This window comes from Mesorhizobium sp. M1027 (genome assembly GCF_040318745.1).
GTDB lineage: Bacteria > Pseudomonadota > Alphaproteobacteria > Rhizobiales > Rhizobiaceae > Mesorhizobium.
Map to the genome: position 1 here is coordinate 115,064 of NZ_JAMYMW010000014.1, position 17,767 is coordinate 132,830.

A 17,767-nucleotide genomic window follows, 5' to 3' on the forward strand; every position below is an offset into this window, starting at 1 on the left:
CGTCCCACCACCAAACCGGAGCCATCTATGACATTTCAGGCTGAATGGCTACGCGCAACGCTCTTGGGGCTGGCTCTGGTGATGGCCGCGCCGGCTCTGGCGGGCAACAATCCCGACGACGGCGTCGTGACCGATTTCCTGCTCGACAACGGCATGGAGGTCGTGGTCATCCCCGATCACCGCGCCCCGATCGTCACCCATATGGTCTGGTACAAGATCGGCAGCGCCGACGAGCCGCCGGGCAAGTCCGGCATCGCCCATTTCTTCGAGCATCTGATGTTCAAGGCGACCAGCAACCATGCGGCCGGCGAACTCGACCGCGCCGTCGCCGCCATCGGCGGCTCGGACAACGCCTTCACCTCCTACGACTACACCGCCTTTCACGAGACGGTGGTGCCGCAGGCGCTCGGTGAGATGATGGGCTTCGAGGCTGACCGCATGCGCAATCTCATCCTCAACGACGATGTCATCAAGACGGAGCGCGACGTCATCCTCGAGGAGCGCCGCTCGCGCATCGACTCCAATCCGCAGGCGGTGCTCGACGAGGAAGTCGATGCCACGCTGTGGCAGAACCAGCCCTACCGCATCCCGGTCATCGGCTGGATGCAGGAGATGGAGAAGCTGAACCGCACCGACGCGATGGCCTTCTACAACAAATATTATACACCCAATAACGCCGTGCTGGTGGTGGCCGGCGATGTCGAGCCGGAAACGGTCAAGGCGCTGGCCGAAAAGACCTATGGCAAGGTCGCGCGCGGCCCGGATCTGCCGCCGCGCATCCGCCCGGTCGAGCCGGAACAGAACACCAGGCGTACGGTGACGCTGACCGACGGGCGCGTCAGCGTGCCGAGCTTTACCACGCAATGGGTGGTCCCGTCCTATCACACGGCAAAGCCCGGCGAAGCCGAAGCGCTCGACGTGCTGTCCGAAATCCTCGGCGGCGGCAACCGCAGCCGGCTCTACCAGGAGCTTGTCGTCAGGCAAGGCATCGCCGCGACGGCCGGCGCCTTCTTCCAGGGCACCATGCTCGACGACACCAATTTCACCGTCTACGGCGCGCCGCGCGGCGATGCCAAGCTTGCCGACGTCGAGGCCGCGGTCGACGCCGAGATCGCCCGCATCGCCAAAGACGGCGTCACCAGCGACGAGCTGGAAAAATCCAAGGACCGTTTCGTACGCTCGATGATCTTCGCCCGCGACAAGCAGGAGGACATGGCCAACATCTATGGCTCGACGCTCGCCACCGGCGGCAACGTCCAGGACGTTCAGCAATGGCCGGACCGCATCCGCAAGGTCACCGCCGACCAGGTCAAGGCGGTCGCTGCCCGCTATCTCAATCTCGACCACGCAACGACCGGCTATCTTCTGCCGCAAATCCAAGCTGGGAATTGATGTGATGATGAGCCAGCATGGTCCCGCTCTGCCTTCTCCCCTCGTGGGCTCCTCCCCTTCTCCCACAGGGCGAGAAGGGAAGCGCCAGCACGCCGGCCCGCTTCTAGCAACCCTCATCCTCTCCCTCGTCTTCCTCGTCCTGCCCGCGCTTTCCGCCCGTGCTGCCATGAACATCCAGGAGGTGACCTCGTCGAAGGGCATTACCGCCTGGCTGGTGGAGGATTATTCGGTGCCGATCGTCGCCATCCGCTTCGTTTTCGATGGCGGCGCGACGCAGGATCCGCCCGGTAAGGAAGGGCTTGCCAATCTGATGAGCGGCCTGTTCGACGAAGGTGCCGGCAACCTCGACAGCGAGGCCTTCCAGATCAAGCTTGACGAGGTCGGCGCCGAGATGAGCTTCGATGCGCAGCGCGATGGCATTTACGGTTCGATGCGCATGCTGGCCGACCAGCGCGACGGCGCCTTCGACCTGCTGCGCGTGGCGGTCAACCAGCCGCGCTTCGACCAGGTGCCGATCGACCGCATCCGCGCGCAAATCCTGTCCGGCATCATCGCCAGCGAGCGCGATCCCGATACGCTCGCCCAACGCAAATGGCTGGACGCGATCTACGGCAGGCATCCCTATGCGCGGCCCGACCAGGGCACCAGGCAAAGCATCGCGACGATCACGCCGGCCGATCTCAGCGCCTTCCACAAGGCAAATTTCGCCCGCGACGGCCTGCATGTCGCGGTGGTCGGCGCCATCGACGCCGAGACGCTGAAGCAGAAGCTCGACCTGGTGTTCGGCAGCCTGCCGGAAAAGCAGGCGCTGACGCCCGTTCCCGACATCGACCTGAAGCTCGGCCAGCAGCTCGAGGTCGTTTACGACCAGCCGCAGGCCTCGCTGCAGCTCGCCTATCCCGGCGTGAAGCGGAATGCGCCGGACTTCTTCGCCGCGGTGCTGATGAACGAGATCCTCGGCGGCGGCGCCTTCACCTCGCGGCTGTTCGACGAGGTGCGCGAAAAGCGCGGCCTGGCTTACAGCGTCAGCTCCGACCTCGTCGACCACCAGCATTCCGAGGCGCTGTCCATCACCACCTCGACCCGCGCCGACAGGGCGGCCGAGACGCTGGCCGTGGTGCGCGACGTGGTCAAGCGCATGGCCGCGGAGGGGCCGACCGAAGCCGAGCTGGCGGCGACCAAGAAATACATGATCGGCGCCTATGCCATCAACAATCTGAATTCCTCGGGCGCGATCGCCTCAACGCTGCTCGAGATCCAGCTCGGCAAGCTCGGCATCGACTACATGCAGCGCCGCGCCGCCCTGATCAACGCGGTGACGCAGGACCAGGTGAAAGCGGTGGCGAAAAAGCTGCTCTCCGCCGAGCCGGCCGTCATGGTGGTCGGGCCGAAGCTGGGCGCGGCCAACAAGGGATGAGCCCTAGCTTCGGCATCGCCTTTGGCGGCGGCGGCGCGCGCGGGCTGGCGCATATCCATGTTATCGAGGCGCTTGACGAGCTGGGCATCAGGCCGGCGGCAATCGCCGGCTCGTCGATCGGCGCCATCATGGGCGCCGGCATGGCCTCTGGCATGACCGGCAAGGACATCCACGACTATGCGCGCTCGATCCTAGGCCGGCGCGCCGAGGTGGCGACGCGCATGTGGCGGGCGCGGCCCGGCACTTTTGCCGAGGCAATGCAGGGCGGCCTACGGGTCAGCCAGTTCAATGTCGAGCGCATCCTCAAGGCGTTCCTGCCCGATGCCATTCCCGAGACCTTCGCCGAACTCAAAATTCCGCTGAAGGTGACGGCAACGGATTTTTATGGCCACAAGCTCGCGGTGTTGGCCGAAGGCGAACTGCCTTCGGCGCTGGCCGCCTCGGCGGCGATTCCGGCGGTGTTCCGCCCGGTGATGCGCGACGGCAGGATGCTGATCGACGGCGGCATCTACAATCCCGTGCCGTTCGACCTGATCGAGCTGGACGCCGACATCATCATTGCCGTCGACGTGGTCGGCGCGCCGACCGAGGCCGGGCGCAAATTCCCGACCTCGGTCGACCTGATGTTCGGCGCCACGCAGCTGATGATGCAGTCGATCATCGCCAGCAAGCTGAACCAGAGCCGGCCCGACATATTGGTCCGGCCGGCGGTGTCGAAATACCGGGTGCTCGACTTCATGAAGGTCGAGGCGCTGATGGCCGAGACGGTTGCGATCAAGGACGAGCTGAAGCGCGAGGTGGAGCAGGCGCTGAAGGCGAGGGAAGACGCTGCGGTCGCGGGCAGGCAGCGGACGGTGTAGGGAAGCTGCCAATCTCCCCACTTGAGGAGATGTCGCCGAAGCCGACAGAGGGGTCGTCTCGCGCAATGCGCCAACCCCCCGCTGTCGAAAGAGAGGAGCCGCGCCCGGTCGAACCGACCCCCTCTGCCCTGCCGGGCGTCTCCCCCTCGAGGGGGGAGATTGGCTGATCACGCCATCCCGGCCGCATACTCCAGCGCCACCACGCCGTTGCTGAATTGCGTGGCCGAGATCAGCTCGAGCGGCAATTGCGCGCCAGGCGGGAACAGCAGCTTGCCCTGGCCGACGGCACCGGGGTAGCTGAGCAGCCTGATGCGGTCGACCAGGCCGTTGCGCAGCAATTCCTGCGCGACGCTGAGGCTGCCATGCACATAGATGTTGCCGCCGCTGCCTTGCTTCAGCCCTCTGACCGCTTCCGGCAACGCGCCCTGCAGGAGTTCGGCCGGCTGCCAGTCGAGCGCCTGCAAGCTGGTCGAGGCGACATATTTCGGCAGCGCGTTGAAGCGGTCGGCGAAGTCTCCGGTCTCCTTGGGCCACGAGCCGGCAAAAATCTCATAGGTCGTGCGCCCCAAAAGCATGGCGCCGCTGTCGGCAAGCTCGTCCTCCTTGAACTTCTGCATCTCATGGTTCCAGGCGACGCTCGGCAGCTTCTCGACCTCGGCGATGCCGTCGACGCTGATGAATTCGGTGACGATGAGTTTTCGCATGGCGGGTTCCTTTCTGCCGAGCGCGGGTCTTGTGCGAACTGCTCCGTCAACTAGCGCGGCACTTTTTCAGGGGGAGGGCTTTCCCTGTTCAGATTCGATCTGCAATGACCGCCCGCTGAGCAATACCAGTTTCCTGGCCAGTATCTGCTCCACGTCGAAGCATGCCTCGGCGACTGGATCATCTACCATGAGCCAGCAAGGTAGAAGAGAGCCGAGCTATTTCGCCGTGGCTAAGGTCCAGCTTATCGCCGATCGTGCGCGTCACGTGCTGCCTACAGCTTGGCAATACCGGCTTTCAGCAGTCCTTCGCGGACGTGCTGCACATCGGACTCCTGGGCATAGTGCAGGGTGGCGATGAATGAATCGAGGTCGAATTGGGGATCGAGCGTTCTGATCTTGCCCAGATGCGCCGCGGCCGCGATTTCGTCGCCGAGCCAGCCGTAGCAGGCAGCGGCGAAAGCGTGCTGAACCGCGTCCATGGTCGACAGATGCATGAAAGCTTCGATCGCCTCGCCATACTGGCGCGCGGCGAAATGCGCCTTTCCCAGATGGCTCCAGAACCTCTCCGGATGGTGCGGGTTCAACTGCATGGCCTTGCGGATCCATTCAATTCCCTCTTCCGGCCTCCCGAGCCACGTCAATAACTCGCCTTGCTGCACCACCACGAGGTCGTAATTGGGGTTGAGGGCCAGCGCCCGCTCCTGATGGTAGCGCGCAGTGGTCAGCTCATTGTTGTTCACGTTCACTGCCGCGAGAATGCGGTGGACATCGGCATCGTTGTTGTCCAGCGCCAGCGCCCTGTCCAGCGCCGCCATGATGTTGTTCCAGACGGCATCCCTGTCTTCGCACCAGTTATGGACCCAGGCCTGGCCAAGAATGCAGGCCCGCCAGGCATGGGCATGGGCATAATCGGGGTCGAGCGCGACGGCCCTTTCTATCAAGGTTCGCGCGCGTTCATTATCGGCAATGGTGCTTCGGTGATGCAGCACCTTGGCAGCAAGGACACATTCATACGCGGCCATGTTTGCAGGTTTCGCCCGCGCGAGCTGGTCGCGCTGAGCCGCCTCGACACGACCGGGCAGCGTGGCCGCGATCGCCGCCGTCACCTCATCCTGAATCGCGAATATGTCGACCAGCTTCCGGTCATACTTGTCTGCCCAGATATGAGCGTCATTCGCCGTGTCGATGAGCTGAACCGTCACGCGCACCCTCTCGCCGATCTTGCGGACGCTTCCCTCCACCAGGTATTGGACGTCGAGTTTCTCGGCCACCTCGCGCACATTCACGGCGCGGTTCTTGTAGACGAAGCTGGAATTGCGCGAGATGACGAACAACTCATGGTGGCGGGACAGTTCGGTGATGATGTCCTCGGTCAGTCCGTCCGCGAAAAATTCCTGCTCGGGGTCGCCGCTCATGTTGGTGAATGGCAGCACCACTATTGAAGGTTTCGAGATCGATCGCTTTACCTCGACTTCCGGCAGGACAGGACTGTCAAGCCCGATGCGATAGAGGCGAACCGGGCGGCTGATGTTCTTCAACGTCTTCTCGCCCAGGTCCTCCATGGCAATTTCGAGACGGTCGGCAATTTGGGTCGCCACCGCTGCGGTCACGCAGATGCCGCCGACGTCGGCGAGTTGCTCGATGCGCGAGGCAATATTGACGCCGTCGCCGAAAATGTCCTCATCGTCGAAAATGATGTCGCCGAGATTTATGCCGATCCTGAACTCGATACGCCGTTCTTGCGGCACATCCGAATTGCGCCGTTTCATGCGCTGTTGGATTTCCACGGCGCATTTCACGGCGTCGGTCACGCTCTGGAACTCAACGAGCATGCCGTCTCCGGTGGTCTTGATGATCCGGCCCTTGTTCTTGGCAATGGCGGGATCGACCAGTTCTATGCGATGGGTCCGAAGGCGTGCGAGCGTGCCGGATTCGTCGGCCTCCATTAGCCGGCTGTAGCCCGCCATATCGGCAGCCAGAATTGCGGCTAGTCTCTGTTCCATCGCTGAACCAAAAACCAAGCCTACGCTTCCTGGGCCGCCAAATCCAGCAATTTGGGCTTGTGGCTGAAGTCCTCCTACTGCAGCAGCAAGAAAGGGCGGATCAGAACCCTCCGCCTGGTGGCTGCCGATCGCATCAATGGCGGGAGGCGCGGCGCCGAGCTCGTCGAGGCGACATATTTCGGCAGCGCGTTGAACCGGTCGGCAAAGTCGCCGGTTTCCTTGAGCCACGAGCCGGCAAAGATCTCGTAGGTCGTAGGCTTCGTGAAAATTAGCTCGGGATTTGTCATTTTTGGCCGATGGCAGAGGCAAGCGTCGACTTGGTGGTCCGCTAGAAAACAGAACGGGGTTAGTCCCCAGGCACTTGTCCCCCGCGTGCACTTTAGCGCCAAGGTGGTAAGCTCCAAAACTGAGTCGGAGCACTGGTGGAGGGGTCATGGGGCAGACAAGCAAAGTTTTTGATCGAGAGCGCTCGCCGTCTGTCAAGGCCGGCGGTCTGCGGTGACGAAACCGATCAAGTCCCTCCGACCCTTCTTCAGCTACTACGGCGGAAAGTGGCGTGATGCGGTTCGTCTCTATCCGAAGCCGGAGCACGAAACGATCATCGAACCATTTGCGGGGTCAGCCGGATATAGCCTAAGGTATCCGGACAGGGCGGTGATTCTGTACGAGATTGACCCAGTTATAGTCGCGGTCTGGCGTTTCCTGATCTCTGCTACACCAAAAGACATCTTGGCAATTCCAGACCTTCCTCTTGATGGGACTTGTGACGACCTAAAGGTTTCTCAAGAGGCCAAGTGGTTAGTCGGTTTCTGGCTCAATCGTGGCACTGCCAGTCCACGCAAATCTCCGTCAAAATGGATGCGCGACAAGATTCGTCCTGGATCGTTTTGGGGCGAAAGAGTGCGAAACACGATCGCGACCCAAGTCGAAAATATTCGCCACTGGAAGGTATACAATAGCGGCTATGTTGAGTGTCCCGAAAACTCAGAGGCTACCTGGTTCATCGATCCACCCTATCGCGAGGCGGGCCGGCACTATCGCTTCGGCTCGGAAATCATCGACTATTCCGCGCTGGCAACTTGGTGCCGAAATCGGTCTGGGCAAGTTATTGTTTGTGAAAATGCGGGAGCAGACTGGTTGCCTTTTCGAGATCTAGGATCAACTAAGACCACTCGAGCAGACCGTCGCTCAAAAGAGGTCTATTGGCTAAGTAAGTTCGACAAAGACTTGAATTCCATTGATGAGAACGCAATCATTGATGCAGGTACAAATGGGACCGTAGACAACGGGGTGCCACAGGAGAAGAACGCCGCATGACCGCCCGAGCGGTGCACTTGCATAGAGCGTTGTTAAAAGCCCTGGGTGGCCGGGTGCATTGGACCAGTCCTACCAACGAAAAGCCACTAATCTTAGACTTACGTGAACCAGAGTCCCTGCGTCTGAGGGTCTATATGTACAGCCTAGTTGGCGGCGCTGGCGAACGGGCTCGGCGCGAATACAAAATCGTGCTGCGGGTTCGGGATCAGGCGGTGGGCCAGTATGGTTCGTTCGATCATTCCGACGGTCGGTTCACCACTGTAGTCGGCTATGATGCAGACTTGGACGTCTTTGTGTTTTGGGACGCTAGCCTGCATCCTCGATTTAAGAATGGCGGTAACTTGCAGGTGCGGGATCAGGTCGTCCGCAAAGCTGCCGTCTATGGGACCGCCGAGCAGGTGCGGTACCTGACGAACGGCGCCAAGGAAGCAGTGTTGGTCTGCCAAAGCCCGGACTTGTGGCGAACTCTTGAGACAAGGATAACCACTACTGGCGGGATCGAGGAAGGTGAATGTTTGACCTTTCTCAACTGAATTTGAAAACCTCTTATCATAAGGGTCGCGATGATATTGCGCGCGACTTCTATTTACCTTGCATGATGCAAGCGACCCATTTTGATCGAGCTGTAGGCTATTTTCGGAGCACAGTCTTCATCATTGCTTGGCCGGCATTAAAGGGCTTCATAGAGCGTGGCGGTAAGATCCAAATCCTATGTTCGCAGATTCTAGCTGATGCCGATGTCGATGCTTTGGAGGCTGGCTATGCGGCACGGGTCGACGAGGTAATCGGAAGGCGGTTGCTCGAACAGGTTACATCTTTGCTGCAGAATGAAGAACTCTGCGAGCCAGCCAAGATTTTGGCGGGACTGGTCGCCCGCGGTCTTCTTGACCTTCAGGTGGCAATTCTACGAGAGAACGACCTGCTTTCCGCCAAGGGACGCATATTTCATGATAAACTAGGTATTTTCCGCGACCCGATTGGTCATCGGGTGATATTCAAGGGCTCTATGAACGAGACTTGGACGGGTCTCGCTTCGGACGGAAATTTAGAGTCGGTTGACGTTGCCGTAAGTTGGCTCGGCCTTCGTGACCTTGAGCGATGCAATGTTGAGGAAGGCTATTTCAGTGATCTTTGGCAACGAAAATACCCTGGGCTCTGTGTTCGCCCCTTTCCGGAGGTGGCGCGCGCTGAACTGACCAGCGCCGCGCCCGACGATTTCGAACGAGCATTCGATGATTTTCTCCAGAAAACCACCTCAACAGAACCTGCGGATCCCCGCGGCCGGGTTCTGAAACCACACCAAGCACTCGGCTTGACCTCTTGGGCAGCCAATGGCCGCCGAGGCATTCTCGCGTTCGCCACTGGGGCAGGTAAGACCTTCACAGCAATCACCGCCATTCGCGAAGCTTTGAGAGAACATCGAAATGTAGTGCTAGTGATCGTCCCGGATCAGACTCTCTTTGGCCAATGGGAAAAGGAAATCCGCGAGACTACCGCGGACCTCACTCCACGGATCCTGCGCGCGGGCGCCGGACATAGCGGCTGGCGTGCGACATTGCGTCAGTGGACGACGCCCAGCGAGCAGCTGCGTATCGTGCTGGCTACCGTCCAAACCGCATCGAGTGATGAATTTCGCGGCCAGCTTGATGGCGGGGCGCATCTTATGATCGTTGTAGACGAAGTGCATCGCTTGGGATCGCGGAAACATCGGAAACTAATGGACGATGCCAACTTCGGGCCACGGCTTGGGCTGAGTGCGACGCCTGAGCGTTATGGTGATGCTGATGGAACTGCTGCAATCATGACTTTTTTCGGCGGCGTCCTGCGGCCACGTTACACGCTTCCCGACGCTATTCGCGATGGAGTTTTGACACCCTACTTCTACCGGCCCCACGCCCTGCGTCTAGAGCCAGATGAGCAGGATGCTTGGGCGAAGTTGAGCCGGGAGATCGTACGGATACAAGCGCGAATTCGCGCCAATGACAGAACGCCCGGTTTGGCCGAGAAGGCGCAAAATCTGCTGATCCGCAGGGCGCGCCTAATTAAGCAGGCGCGCGCCAAGGTGCAACTAGCCGTCCGCGTGATTAGCCAGGGCTACGTGGTCGGCGAACGATGGCTGATCTACTGTGACGACAGCACACAACTTAACACTGTCAACGCCAACTTGGCAGCCGCGGGCATTTCGACCTTGGCGTATCATTCCGCGATGGAAGGTGATCGAGATCAAACGCTAAGGTGGTTGGCTAAGCGCGGTGGCATTGTTACAGCTATCAAGTGCTTGGACGAAGGCGTGGACATCCCCTCTGTGACTCACGCCCTAATCCTGGCTTCATCCAAGAACCCGCGGGAGTTTGTGCAGCGCCGTGGCCGCGTACTTCGTAAGGCCGAGGGCAAGGCGCTAGCGTACATCCATGACGCCATCGTCCTTCCATCTAGGCTGGACTCGGACGAAGACAGTGATGAGCGAAGGTCAGATCCAATAACATCCGGAGAGCTGGCTAGGGCGATCGAATTTGCCACATATGCGTCCAACCCCGCGTCAGCGACCGACCTACAACAAATTGCAGTACAAGCAGGACTCGACTGGCACGCACTTATGAGGCTTGGGGTGGAAGATGCGGAAGACTGATCTGGAAGACATTCGCTCGGTGATCCATCGGATTCGTGCAGATCGCTTTTCTCATCTGGACGAGCAGTTTCTCGACGCCGTTTTGGACGCTGAGGCACGTACATTGGAGGACGACGCTGGCGCGGTCCAATTGATCCGGCGCGCTGTGGACACTGCGCTAGCAAAGATGGGCTAAAGCAGATGCTGCTGCTTAAGAAACTGGAAATCGAAGGATTTGGGCCGTTTGCGGACAAGCAAGTCCTGTTGTTTCCGGCAAAGCCCGGTGTACTGGTTGTCTATGGCGAGAACATGCGGGGCAAGACTACCCTTTTGAACGCTATCCGATACGCGTTTTTCGGCAAAGTGTTAGGGAGGGGGCGGCGTGAACGACTAGTCCATAGCTTATCCAATCGCGAGCGAGCATCGGCGGGCAAGTTCGGCTTCAATGTCGCTTTGGAATTCGAGTTCGATGGTCAAGCCTTCGAGCTCTATCGCGGGCATGAAGCACGTGGCCCAAGCCCCATCAATGACGGCGACTATCGCTCTGAGGTACTCCTTCGGCGAGGTGGCCAGGTGGTAAGCCAGCAGGAGCAAGACCGGCTTCTTGGTCAAATTTTTCCGGAGGACATTTCACGGTTTTTTCTTTTCGATGGCGAGCTTCTCCAAGAGTATGAGGAGTTGATCATCAACGAGAGTGAGGTTGGACCTCAGATTTCAAGCGCGATCGAAAGAATTCTTGGCGTGCCGATCCTCAAGGCGGGACGCCGCCACCTTCTTGGGTTGGCGGACGAGGCCGACAGGCAGGCCGCTACGGAGGCGTCTCGACATCAAGAAACTCAGAGCTTGGGCAACGCGCTTCAGGCGGCTATTACGCTGCGCAAGGCTCAACAAGATGAACTCGTCCGACTAAAGGACAATCTCGCAGACCTCACTCGACAAAAGGGCGAAATCGACGCCAAGCTCGCGGCTGATCGACGAGCCGCTGATCTCATGAACCGTCGCCAGGATGCGCTCAATCGCGCTGCTGCAGCGGCGACGAGGCAAGTGGATTTGCGATTGGACATCAAACGCGCCATGAGCGATGCGTGGCGGACGGTTTTGCACGAGCCCATTCGTAAGGCCAGGGAACAAGCACAGATCAACTTGCAGTCGCAGATCGAGGCCTTAAAAGTCGAGCTGCGCCGCGCGGCCGTTGAGCGAAGTCATTGTGACATCTGTGAACAGGATGTTGCCCCAGCCCTGCGGTCGAGGCTGCTCGCGACATTGGGCGACACGGGAGCAGCGCGGCCTGCAGACCAAGCGTCGATCCGCTTGGGGGCCGTAGGCGGGTTCAGGGATTTCGATGTGTCCGGCGAAGTACGTCAATTGGTCCGGCAAATTCAAGATATGGCAGTGGTGGAACAACACGAGCGCGAAGAAGCGAAAGATCTTCTCTCTTCGCTGGCCGATACGGACCAAGCGTCCGTCCGCAGTACCCAAGCAACTTACGTCGAAGTCATCGAACAAATTGCGATCGTCAAGCAGGGTATCGAGAAGCAGGCGGCCCAGCTCGAGCAGCAGGAGACGCGCGTCGATGGATTGCGTCGAAAATTACAGAACACCGCTCGAGCTGATGTTATGGCTGTAGAGGCTCGAGCCAAGCTCTTGCGAGACAGTGCCGCCGTGTTCGACGATGCGGTAGAAGCATACAAGACGGAATTGCGAAAACGTGTTGAGGCCAGCGCCACTGAACTGTTTCTAGCAATGACCACCGAGAAGACTGACTTTGCTGGCCTGAGAATTAACAATGACTATGGCCTGACGATCATACATAGGGATGGTCGTCCCGAGGACGCGCGTTCTGCGGGAGCCGAACACGTCGTCGCCTTGGCGTTGATGGGTGCGTTGCAGCAAAATGCCCCGTTGCGCGGCCCCATAGTGATGGACTCGCCCTTTGGCCGTCTTGACGATGGCCACACGTCCAACGTCGTGAGCGGTCTCCATAAGATGGCCGATCAAGTTGTTCTTCTTGTCTATGAAGCAGAAGTTGGCCGTCAGCGTGCCCGGGAGCTTTTGGGCTCTCGGCTGGTTGCTGAGTACGAGCTCGAACGCGTGAACAGCCGGCGTACCAACATAAGAGAGATTCGCTGATTATGGATCAAGACCGGCGTAGCATTGGCCTTTCGGCCGAATCTCAACGCCTCATGGAAGAGATTCTGAACAAAGACTGGTTCAATGAAGCTCAAGAAGCGGCCCGCTTCTCCATGGCCTATGCGATCAAAGCAGGTGTCACCCCTGGTGCGACGCCGGGCGTGGACACTCGTTGGGCGAGCGGACTATTTGACCCGACCGGCGAGATCGTATCCCTTGTGAATGCGCTCTATCCAGAAGTGACAACTCCAGTGCGTGCGATCGAAAACTTCGTCAACGAAGGCCTGCGATTGGTGCACGAACGATTGGTTATCCGAGGCGAAACACCCGCGGATTTGCTGGGCTGAAGTCATCGCCGACGTAACATACTTTGATGGCATATCTCTTGCCATCCTCGCACCCTTCCCCTAATCGCCCATTGGCGAAAACCTGTTCCCAATCGCCCCGCCGTCGCTGACCTCACCATTTCAGCACCCGCAGGCCCCTAAGAGAAAAGCTTTTCCCACCGGGAGATCGATATCCAAATCATGGCGTCCGACGCCCAGCCAACGCCCGCCAAACAGCCGGTCACCCTCCGCGAGGTAGCCACATCGTCGGCGTCAGCCTCGCCACCGCCTCGAAAGCCCTGAACGGGCGGATGACCGCCGAGACGCGGACCCGTATTCGCGAGACGGCGCAGCGGCTTGGCTTTCGCCCGAACAGCCTGGCGCAGAGCCTCCCCAGGCGGCTCCTTTACCGTCGGGCCCGCTGACCAACGACCTATCGCCGCGCCTTCGGCGCGCATTTGTGACGGTCACCGCCTTCATGAAGCAACTCTGATCCCAAATGTCATCGTGCGATGCCAAGCCGTTGCGTGAGCGGATGCGGGTAACATCGGCGAAATGGAACAATCCGGCAGCCGGCGGGTTTGTAGGATGAAGGGCGATCTGTTTCGGAGGAAGATTACGATGAAACGCGTCCTCGCCCAACATGCGGTGCGACTGATGCTCGGCGCCGCCTGCCTGCTCACAGTTGTCGAGATTCCCAACCCAATTGCGCCATTGTCGCTTGTGTCCGAGGCAAGGGCTGCCACCACCGTTTCGATCAGCACATTCTACGAAGACCTGTCTTCCTATGGCGATTGGGTCTCGTATCACGGAGCGACCGTTTTCGTGCCGGTCGATGTGCCTGACGACTGGCGTCCGTATACGCTTGGACATTGGGTCTACACCGAGCAGTATGGCTGGCTGTGGGTGTCCGACGAGCCATTCGGCTGGGCGACGTACCATTACGGCCGGTGGGGCTATGCCGACGATATCGGCTGGTATTGGGTTCCGGGCACTCGCTGGGCGCCAGCGTGGGTGAGTTGGCGTCGTGACAGGGAGCACATGATTTGGGCTCCGCTGCCGCCGCGCCGCGATCCGGATTTGATTTCAATCGAGGTGACCTTCGACACGACGCCGGATTACTACTGGGTTGTGGTCCCCACCCGCGAATTCCTTGCCGCGGACATTTCTACCGTCGTTATCCGTGATGAGCCGGAGTTTGTGCGCATCGTCGAGGCGGCCGAGCCGGCCGGCGACGTGACGATCCAGAACAACGTCGTGATCAACAAAGTCATTGATGTCGATGTGATCGAAAAGGAGACGAACCAGAAGGTGACTGCCGTCAAGGTCAGCAAGACCGACGCGCCCGAGCAGTCCGGCAAACTGGAAAAAGATACGGTCGCTGTCTTTGAGGGCGAGGTGAAAGCCGACCCTAAGGCCAAACCAGCCAAGCTCAAAGACATCGAGGAGGTGAAGCAGGTTCAGGCTGGCCGCAAATCGAAGCCGACCGAAGGCGCTGCATCGACCGAGCAGGCGAAGCCCGAAGAAACTGCCAAGCCTGAGAAGCCGAAGGTCGGCGAGCAGCCGACCACCGAGCAGCAGCAGGCCGAACCTGGCAAGGCGGCCAAGCCTGAGAAGCAGAAGACCAAGGAGCAGCCCGCCGCCGAGCAGCAACAGGCCGAGCCGGAACAGGCGGCCAAGCCTGAGAAGCAGAAGACCAAGAAGCAGCCCGCCGCCGAGCAGCAACAGGCCGAGCCGGAACAGACGGCCAAGCCCGAGAAGCCGAAGACCAAGAAGCAGCCCGCCGCCGAGCAGCAACAGGCCGAGCCGGAACAGACGGCCAAGCCTGAGAAGCCGAAGACCAGGAAGCAGCCCGCCGCCGAGCAGCAGCAGGCCGAGCCCGAACAGGCGGCCAAGCCTGAGAAGCAGAAGACCAGGAAGCAGCCCGCCGCCGAGCAGCAGCAGGCCGAGCCCGAGCAGGCGGCCAAGCCTGAGAAGCGGAAGGCCAAGGGGCAGCCCGCCGAGCAGCAGCAAGCCGAGCCGGAACAGGCGGCCAAGCCCAAGCCGGAGAAGCAGAAAAACAAGGCGTGCGATCCGCAGACTGAGAGTTGCTAGCCTACGGGTAGACTGCGGCACCGCGATTATTCGATCGCGGTGCCGCTGAGCGGCCATTCCCCCTTGCCATCCCCACATCCTTCGTCCTAATCTCTCCCTTGAGAAAACCTTTTCCCAACTCGCCTCGCATCCGCTGACATCACCAATCAGCACCCTGAGGGGCCATAAGAGAAAAGCTTTTCCCACTTGGGAGGATCGATATCCAAATCATGGCGTCCGATGCGCAGCCAACGCCCGCCAAGCAGCCCGTCACCTTGCGTGAGGTGGCAGCCCTTGCCGGCGTCAGCGTTGCCACCGCGTCCAAGGCGCTGAACGGGCAGGGGCGGATGACGGCCGAGACGCGGACCCGGATTCGCGAGACGGCGCAGCGGCTTGGCTTTCGCCCGAACAGCCTGGCGCAGAGCCTGCTCAGGCGGCGCTCCTTTACCGTCGGGCTGTTGACCAACGACACTTATGGCCGCTTTTCGCTGCCGCTGATGGCCGGCGTTTCCGATGCGCTGGTCGATGCCGGCGTCTCGGTGTTTTTGTGCAATGTCGAGGACGACCCGCGCCTTGCCCAGCTGCATGTCGATGCCATGCTCGACAAGCGCGTCGACGGCATCATCGCCACCGGCAAGCGCATCGACCGCCATCTGCCGGTCGACCTCGCCAATCTCGGCATTCCGGCGATCTATGCTTTCACCGAGCCCGATCCCAACGCCATCGCCTTCGTCTCCGACGATGCCGGCGGGGCGCGGCTGGCGGTCGAGCATTTTTGCCGGCTCGGGCGGCGGCGCATCGCCCATGTCAGCGGGCCGGCGAGCTTTGCCGTGGTGCATGCCCGCGCCGAGGCCTATCGCGCGGTGCTGGCCGAGAACGGCCTGCCGGTCATGGAGCCGCTGCTTGGCCGCTGGTCGGAGGCCTGGGGCCATGAGGCGGTCAAGACGCTGTTCGACCGCGAGGGGTTTGACGGCAAGCGCGAAAAACCGGACGCGGTGTTTTGCGGCAACGACCAGATCGCGCGCGGCGTCATCGACGCCTTGCGCGAACGCGGTATCGGCGTGCCGGACGAGGTCGGCGTCATCGGCTTCGACAATTGGCAGATCGTCGCAGAGGCAACCCGGCCGCCGCTGACGTCGGTCGACATGAATCTCGCAGCACTTGGCCGCGAGGCCGGCCTTGCCCTGCTTTCGCTCGTCGGCGGCGAACCCGCTGTGCCGGGCATCAGAAAACTGCCGTGCCGGCTGGTGGTGCGTCAGTCATGCGGCCGTCCGCCGGACGGCTGAAACGAAACGGGCCGTGTCGATTGCAAAGCGCTGGGGCGCGGTCGAGTTAAAACCATGTGGAGGAGAAGCATGAGAACCACCATTACCGGGCTCGCCATCGCCGCGAGCATTTTGGGCACGCTGGCAACAGTCGGTCCGGCCGCCGCCGACACCGCCAACATCTGGGTTCGCGCCGACGGCTCGAACTTCATGCCGCGCATCGTCGACGCCTTCAACAAGGGGCATCAGAACCAGATCAAGCTGGACATCATCCCCAACGCCGAAATCATCCCCAAATACGGCGCCGCCGCCGCTGGCGGCACCGCACCGGATGCACTCTCGCTCGACCTGATCTACACGCCGTCCTTCGCCGCCGCCGGCCAGCTGGAGGACATCACCGACTGGGCGAAATCGCTGCCCTATTTCGCCAGCCTGTCGCCGGCGCATGTCAAGACCGGCACCTATAAGGGCCGCATCTACGGGCTGCCGTTCTCGGCGGATTCCTCGGTGCTGATCTGGAACAAGAAGCTGTTCAAGCAGGCCGGCCTCGACCCGGAAAAGGGCCCGACCAACTGGGCCGAGATCGAGAGCGACGCCGAAAAGGTCAACGCGCTCGGCGGCGACATCAAGGGCTTCTACTTCTCCGGCAATTGCGGCGGCTGCAACATCTTCACCTTCACGCCGCTGATCTGGGCCTCGGGCGGCGACATCCTGACGGAGGACGGCTCCAAGGCGACGCTCGACACGCCGCAGATGCGCGGCGCCATCGACCTCTACCGTTCGATGGTCAAGAAGGACCTGGTGCCTTCAGGCGCACAGACCGACACCGGCTCCAACTTCTTTGCCGCCTTCGCCACCGGCAATATCGGCATCTCACCGTCCGGCGCCTTCGCCATCGGCGCGCTGAACACGCAATATCCCGATATCGACTACGGCATCACCTTCCTGCCCGGCAAGGACGGCGGCTGGTCGTCGTTTGCCGGCGGCGATAATTTCGTCGTCACCAAAGGCACCACCAAGGTCGCGGTGGTGAAGGAGTTCCTCGATTTCGCCTATTCGCTCGAGGGCCAGACCATTCTGGCGAAATACGGCAGCCTGCCGGTGCGCGGCGACATCGCCAATGAGGCGCTGAAAGACCTCGACCCGCGCTACAAGGTTGCCGCCGAAGCCATGGCCAAGGGCCGCACGCCCTATTCGGTGGTATTCAACGACCTGATCAACTCGGCCAACGGTCCGTGGAACCAGATGATGAACGAGGTCTTCTTCGGCGAAGACGTCGACGGCGCCATCGCCAACGCGCAGGAGACCATGCAGTCGATCATCGATTCGGCGCCGCAGAAGTAAAGCGCCACCTCCCCCTCGAGGGGAGGTCGGACCGCAGGTCCGGGTGGGGTCATCGCGGCAGTGCTCGACGCTCTTTTGACGTCGGCGCGCCTCGCGGAGGACCCCACCCCCGGCAGCCCCTTAACCTCCCCCTCGAGGGGAGGTCGGACCGCAGGTCCGGGTGGGGTCATCGCGGCAGTGCTCGACGCTCTTTTGATGTCGGCGCGCTTCGCGGAGGAACCCAACCCCGGCCTTCGGCCGGACCCTCCCCTCGAGGGGGAGGGGGACGTCCCGCCAATGGAACAACAGGCATGAGCACCATCACAGTACGCCGTTGCAATGCTGGCTC

Annotated in this window: 13 protein-coding genes and 2 pseudogenes; 13 read left to right on the forward strand and 2 right to left on the reverse strand. The window is 60.9% G+C overall.

What is annotated here, in order from left to right; translation table 11 throughout:
- Positions 1-27: 27 nt before the first annotated feature.
- The 3 genes from NKH50_RS24755 to NKH50_RS24765 all read left to right on the forward strand — a co-directional run bounded on the left by NKH50_RS24755 (position 28) and on the right by NKH50_RS24765 (position 3,669).
- Positions 28-1,392 (forward strand): M16 family metallopeptidase, encoded by a 1,365-nt coding sequence (locus NKH50_RS24755; RefSeq protein ID WP_352881568.1) that lies wholly within the window; start codon positions 28-30, stop codon positions 1,390-1,392.
- Positions 1,393-1,558: 166 nt separating this feature from the next.
- A complete protein-coding gene (locus NKH50_RS24760) occupies positions 1,559-2,809 on the forward strand; it encodes a M16 family metallopeptidase (RefSeq protein WP_502906913.1) in 1,251 nt (416 codons plus the stop codon).
- Positions 2,806-3,669 (forward strand): patatin-like phospholipase family protein, encoded by an 864-nt coding sequence (locus NKH50_RS24765; RefSeq protein WP_352703336.1) that lies wholly within the window; start codon positions 2,806-2,808, stop codon positions 3,667-3,669. The genes NKH50_RS24760 and NKH50_RS24765 overlap by 4 nt, the downstream gene beginning before the upstream one ends.
- A 167-nt stretch (positions 3,670-3,836) precedes the next feature.
- On the opposite strand, the gene NKH50_RS24770 is transcribed toward NKH50_RS24765, so the two are convergent.
- On the reverse strand, positions 3,837-4,373 hold the full coding sequence (locus tag NKH50_RS24770) for a dihydrofolate reductase family protein (protein WP_352823995.1): 537 nt from the start codon (positions 4,371-4,373) through the stop codon (positions 3,837-3,839).
- A 111-nt stretch (positions 4,374-4,484) separates the two neighbouring features.
- Between NKH50_RS24770 and NKH50_RS24775 the strand changes: the two are divergent.
- Positions 4,485-4,626, forward strand: a pseudogene (locus tag NKH50_RS24775) (HNH endonuclease); the annotation flags it as partial.
- 19 nt (positions 4,627-4,645) lie between these two features.
- Here NKH50_RS24775 and NKH50_RS24780 read toward each other — a convergent pair.
- A complete protein-coding gene (locus NKH50_RS24780) occupies positions 4,646-6,376 on the reverse strand; it encodes an adenylate/guanylate cyclase domain-containing protein (RefSeq protein ID WP_352824000.1) in 1,731 nt (576 codons plus the stop codon).
- A gap of 498 nt (positions 6,377-6,874) precedes the next feature.
- Between NKH50_RS24780 and NKH50_RS24785 the strand changes: the two genes are divergently transcribed.
- From NKH50_RS24785 to NKH50_RS24825, 9 genes and pseudogenes are all read left to right on the forward strand, one after another.
- Positions 6,875-7,693, forward strand: a complete 819-nt coding sequence (locus tag NKH50_RS24785; protein ID WP_352823994.1) for a DNA adenine methylase — start codon at positions 6,875-6,877, stop codon at positions 7,691-7,693.
- Positions 7,690-8,226 carry a hypothetical protein gene (locus NKH50_RS24790; protein ID WP_352823993.1) on the forward strand — a complete coding sequence of 179 codons (537 nt, stop codon included), beginning with the start codon at positions 7,690-7,692 and terminating at the stop codon, positions 8,224-8,226. The genes NKH50_RS24785 and NKH50_RS24790 overlap by 4 nt, the downstream gene beginning before the upstream one ends.
- Positions 8,205-10,322 carry a DEAD/DEAH box helicase family protein gene (locus tag NKH50_RS24795; RefSeq protein WP_352881575.1) on the forward strand — a complete coding sequence of 706 codons (2,118 nt, stop codon included), beginning with the start codon at positions 8,205-8,207 and terminating at the stop codon, positions 10,320-10,322. Before NKH50_RS24790 ends, NKH50_RS24795 begins: the two co-directional genes overlap by 22 nt.
- A gap of 180 nt (positions 10,323-10,502) precedes the next feature.
- Positions 10,503-12,431 (forward strand): AAA family ATPase, encoded by a 1,929-nt coding sequence (locus NKH50_RS24800; RefSeq protein ID WP_352823991.1) that lies wholly within the window; start codon positions 10,503-10,505, stop codon positions 12,429-12,431.
- Between the two features lie 53 nt (positions 12,432-12,484).
- Positions 12,485-12,778 carry a hypothetical protein gene (locus NKH50_RS24805; RefSeq protein WP_352823990.1) on the forward strand — a complete coding sequence of 98 codons (294 nt, stop codon included), beginning with the start codon at positions 12,485-12,487 and terminating at the stop codon, positions 12,776-12,778.
- Between the two features lie 180 nt (positions 12,779-12,958).
- A pseudogene (locus NKH50_RS24810) lies at positions 12,959-13,174 on the forward strand (LacI family DNA-binding transcriptional regulator); the annotation flags it as partial.
- A gap of 204 nt (positions 13,175-13,378) precedes the next feature.
- A complete protein-coding gene (locus NKH50_RS24815) occupies positions 13,379-14,851 on the forward strand; it encodes a DUF6600 domain-containing protein (protein WP_352823989.1) in 1,473 nt (490 codons plus the stop codon).
- A gap of 209 nt (positions 14,852-15,060) precedes the next feature.
- Entirely contained in the window at positions 15,061-16,116 is a 1,056-nt protein-coding gene (locus NKH50_RS24820; protein ID WP_352881578.1) for a LacI family DNA-binding transcriptional regulator, read from the forward strand.
- A gap of 69 nt (positions 16,117-16,185) precedes the next feature.
- Positions 16,186-17,439, forward strand: coding sequence for an ABC transporter substrate-binding protein (locus NKH50_RS24825; RefSeq protein ID WP_352690737.1), 1,254 nt, complete (start codon positions 16,186-16,188; stop codon positions 17,437-17,439).
- The last annotated feature ends 328 nt before the right edge of the window (positions 17,440-17,767 follow it).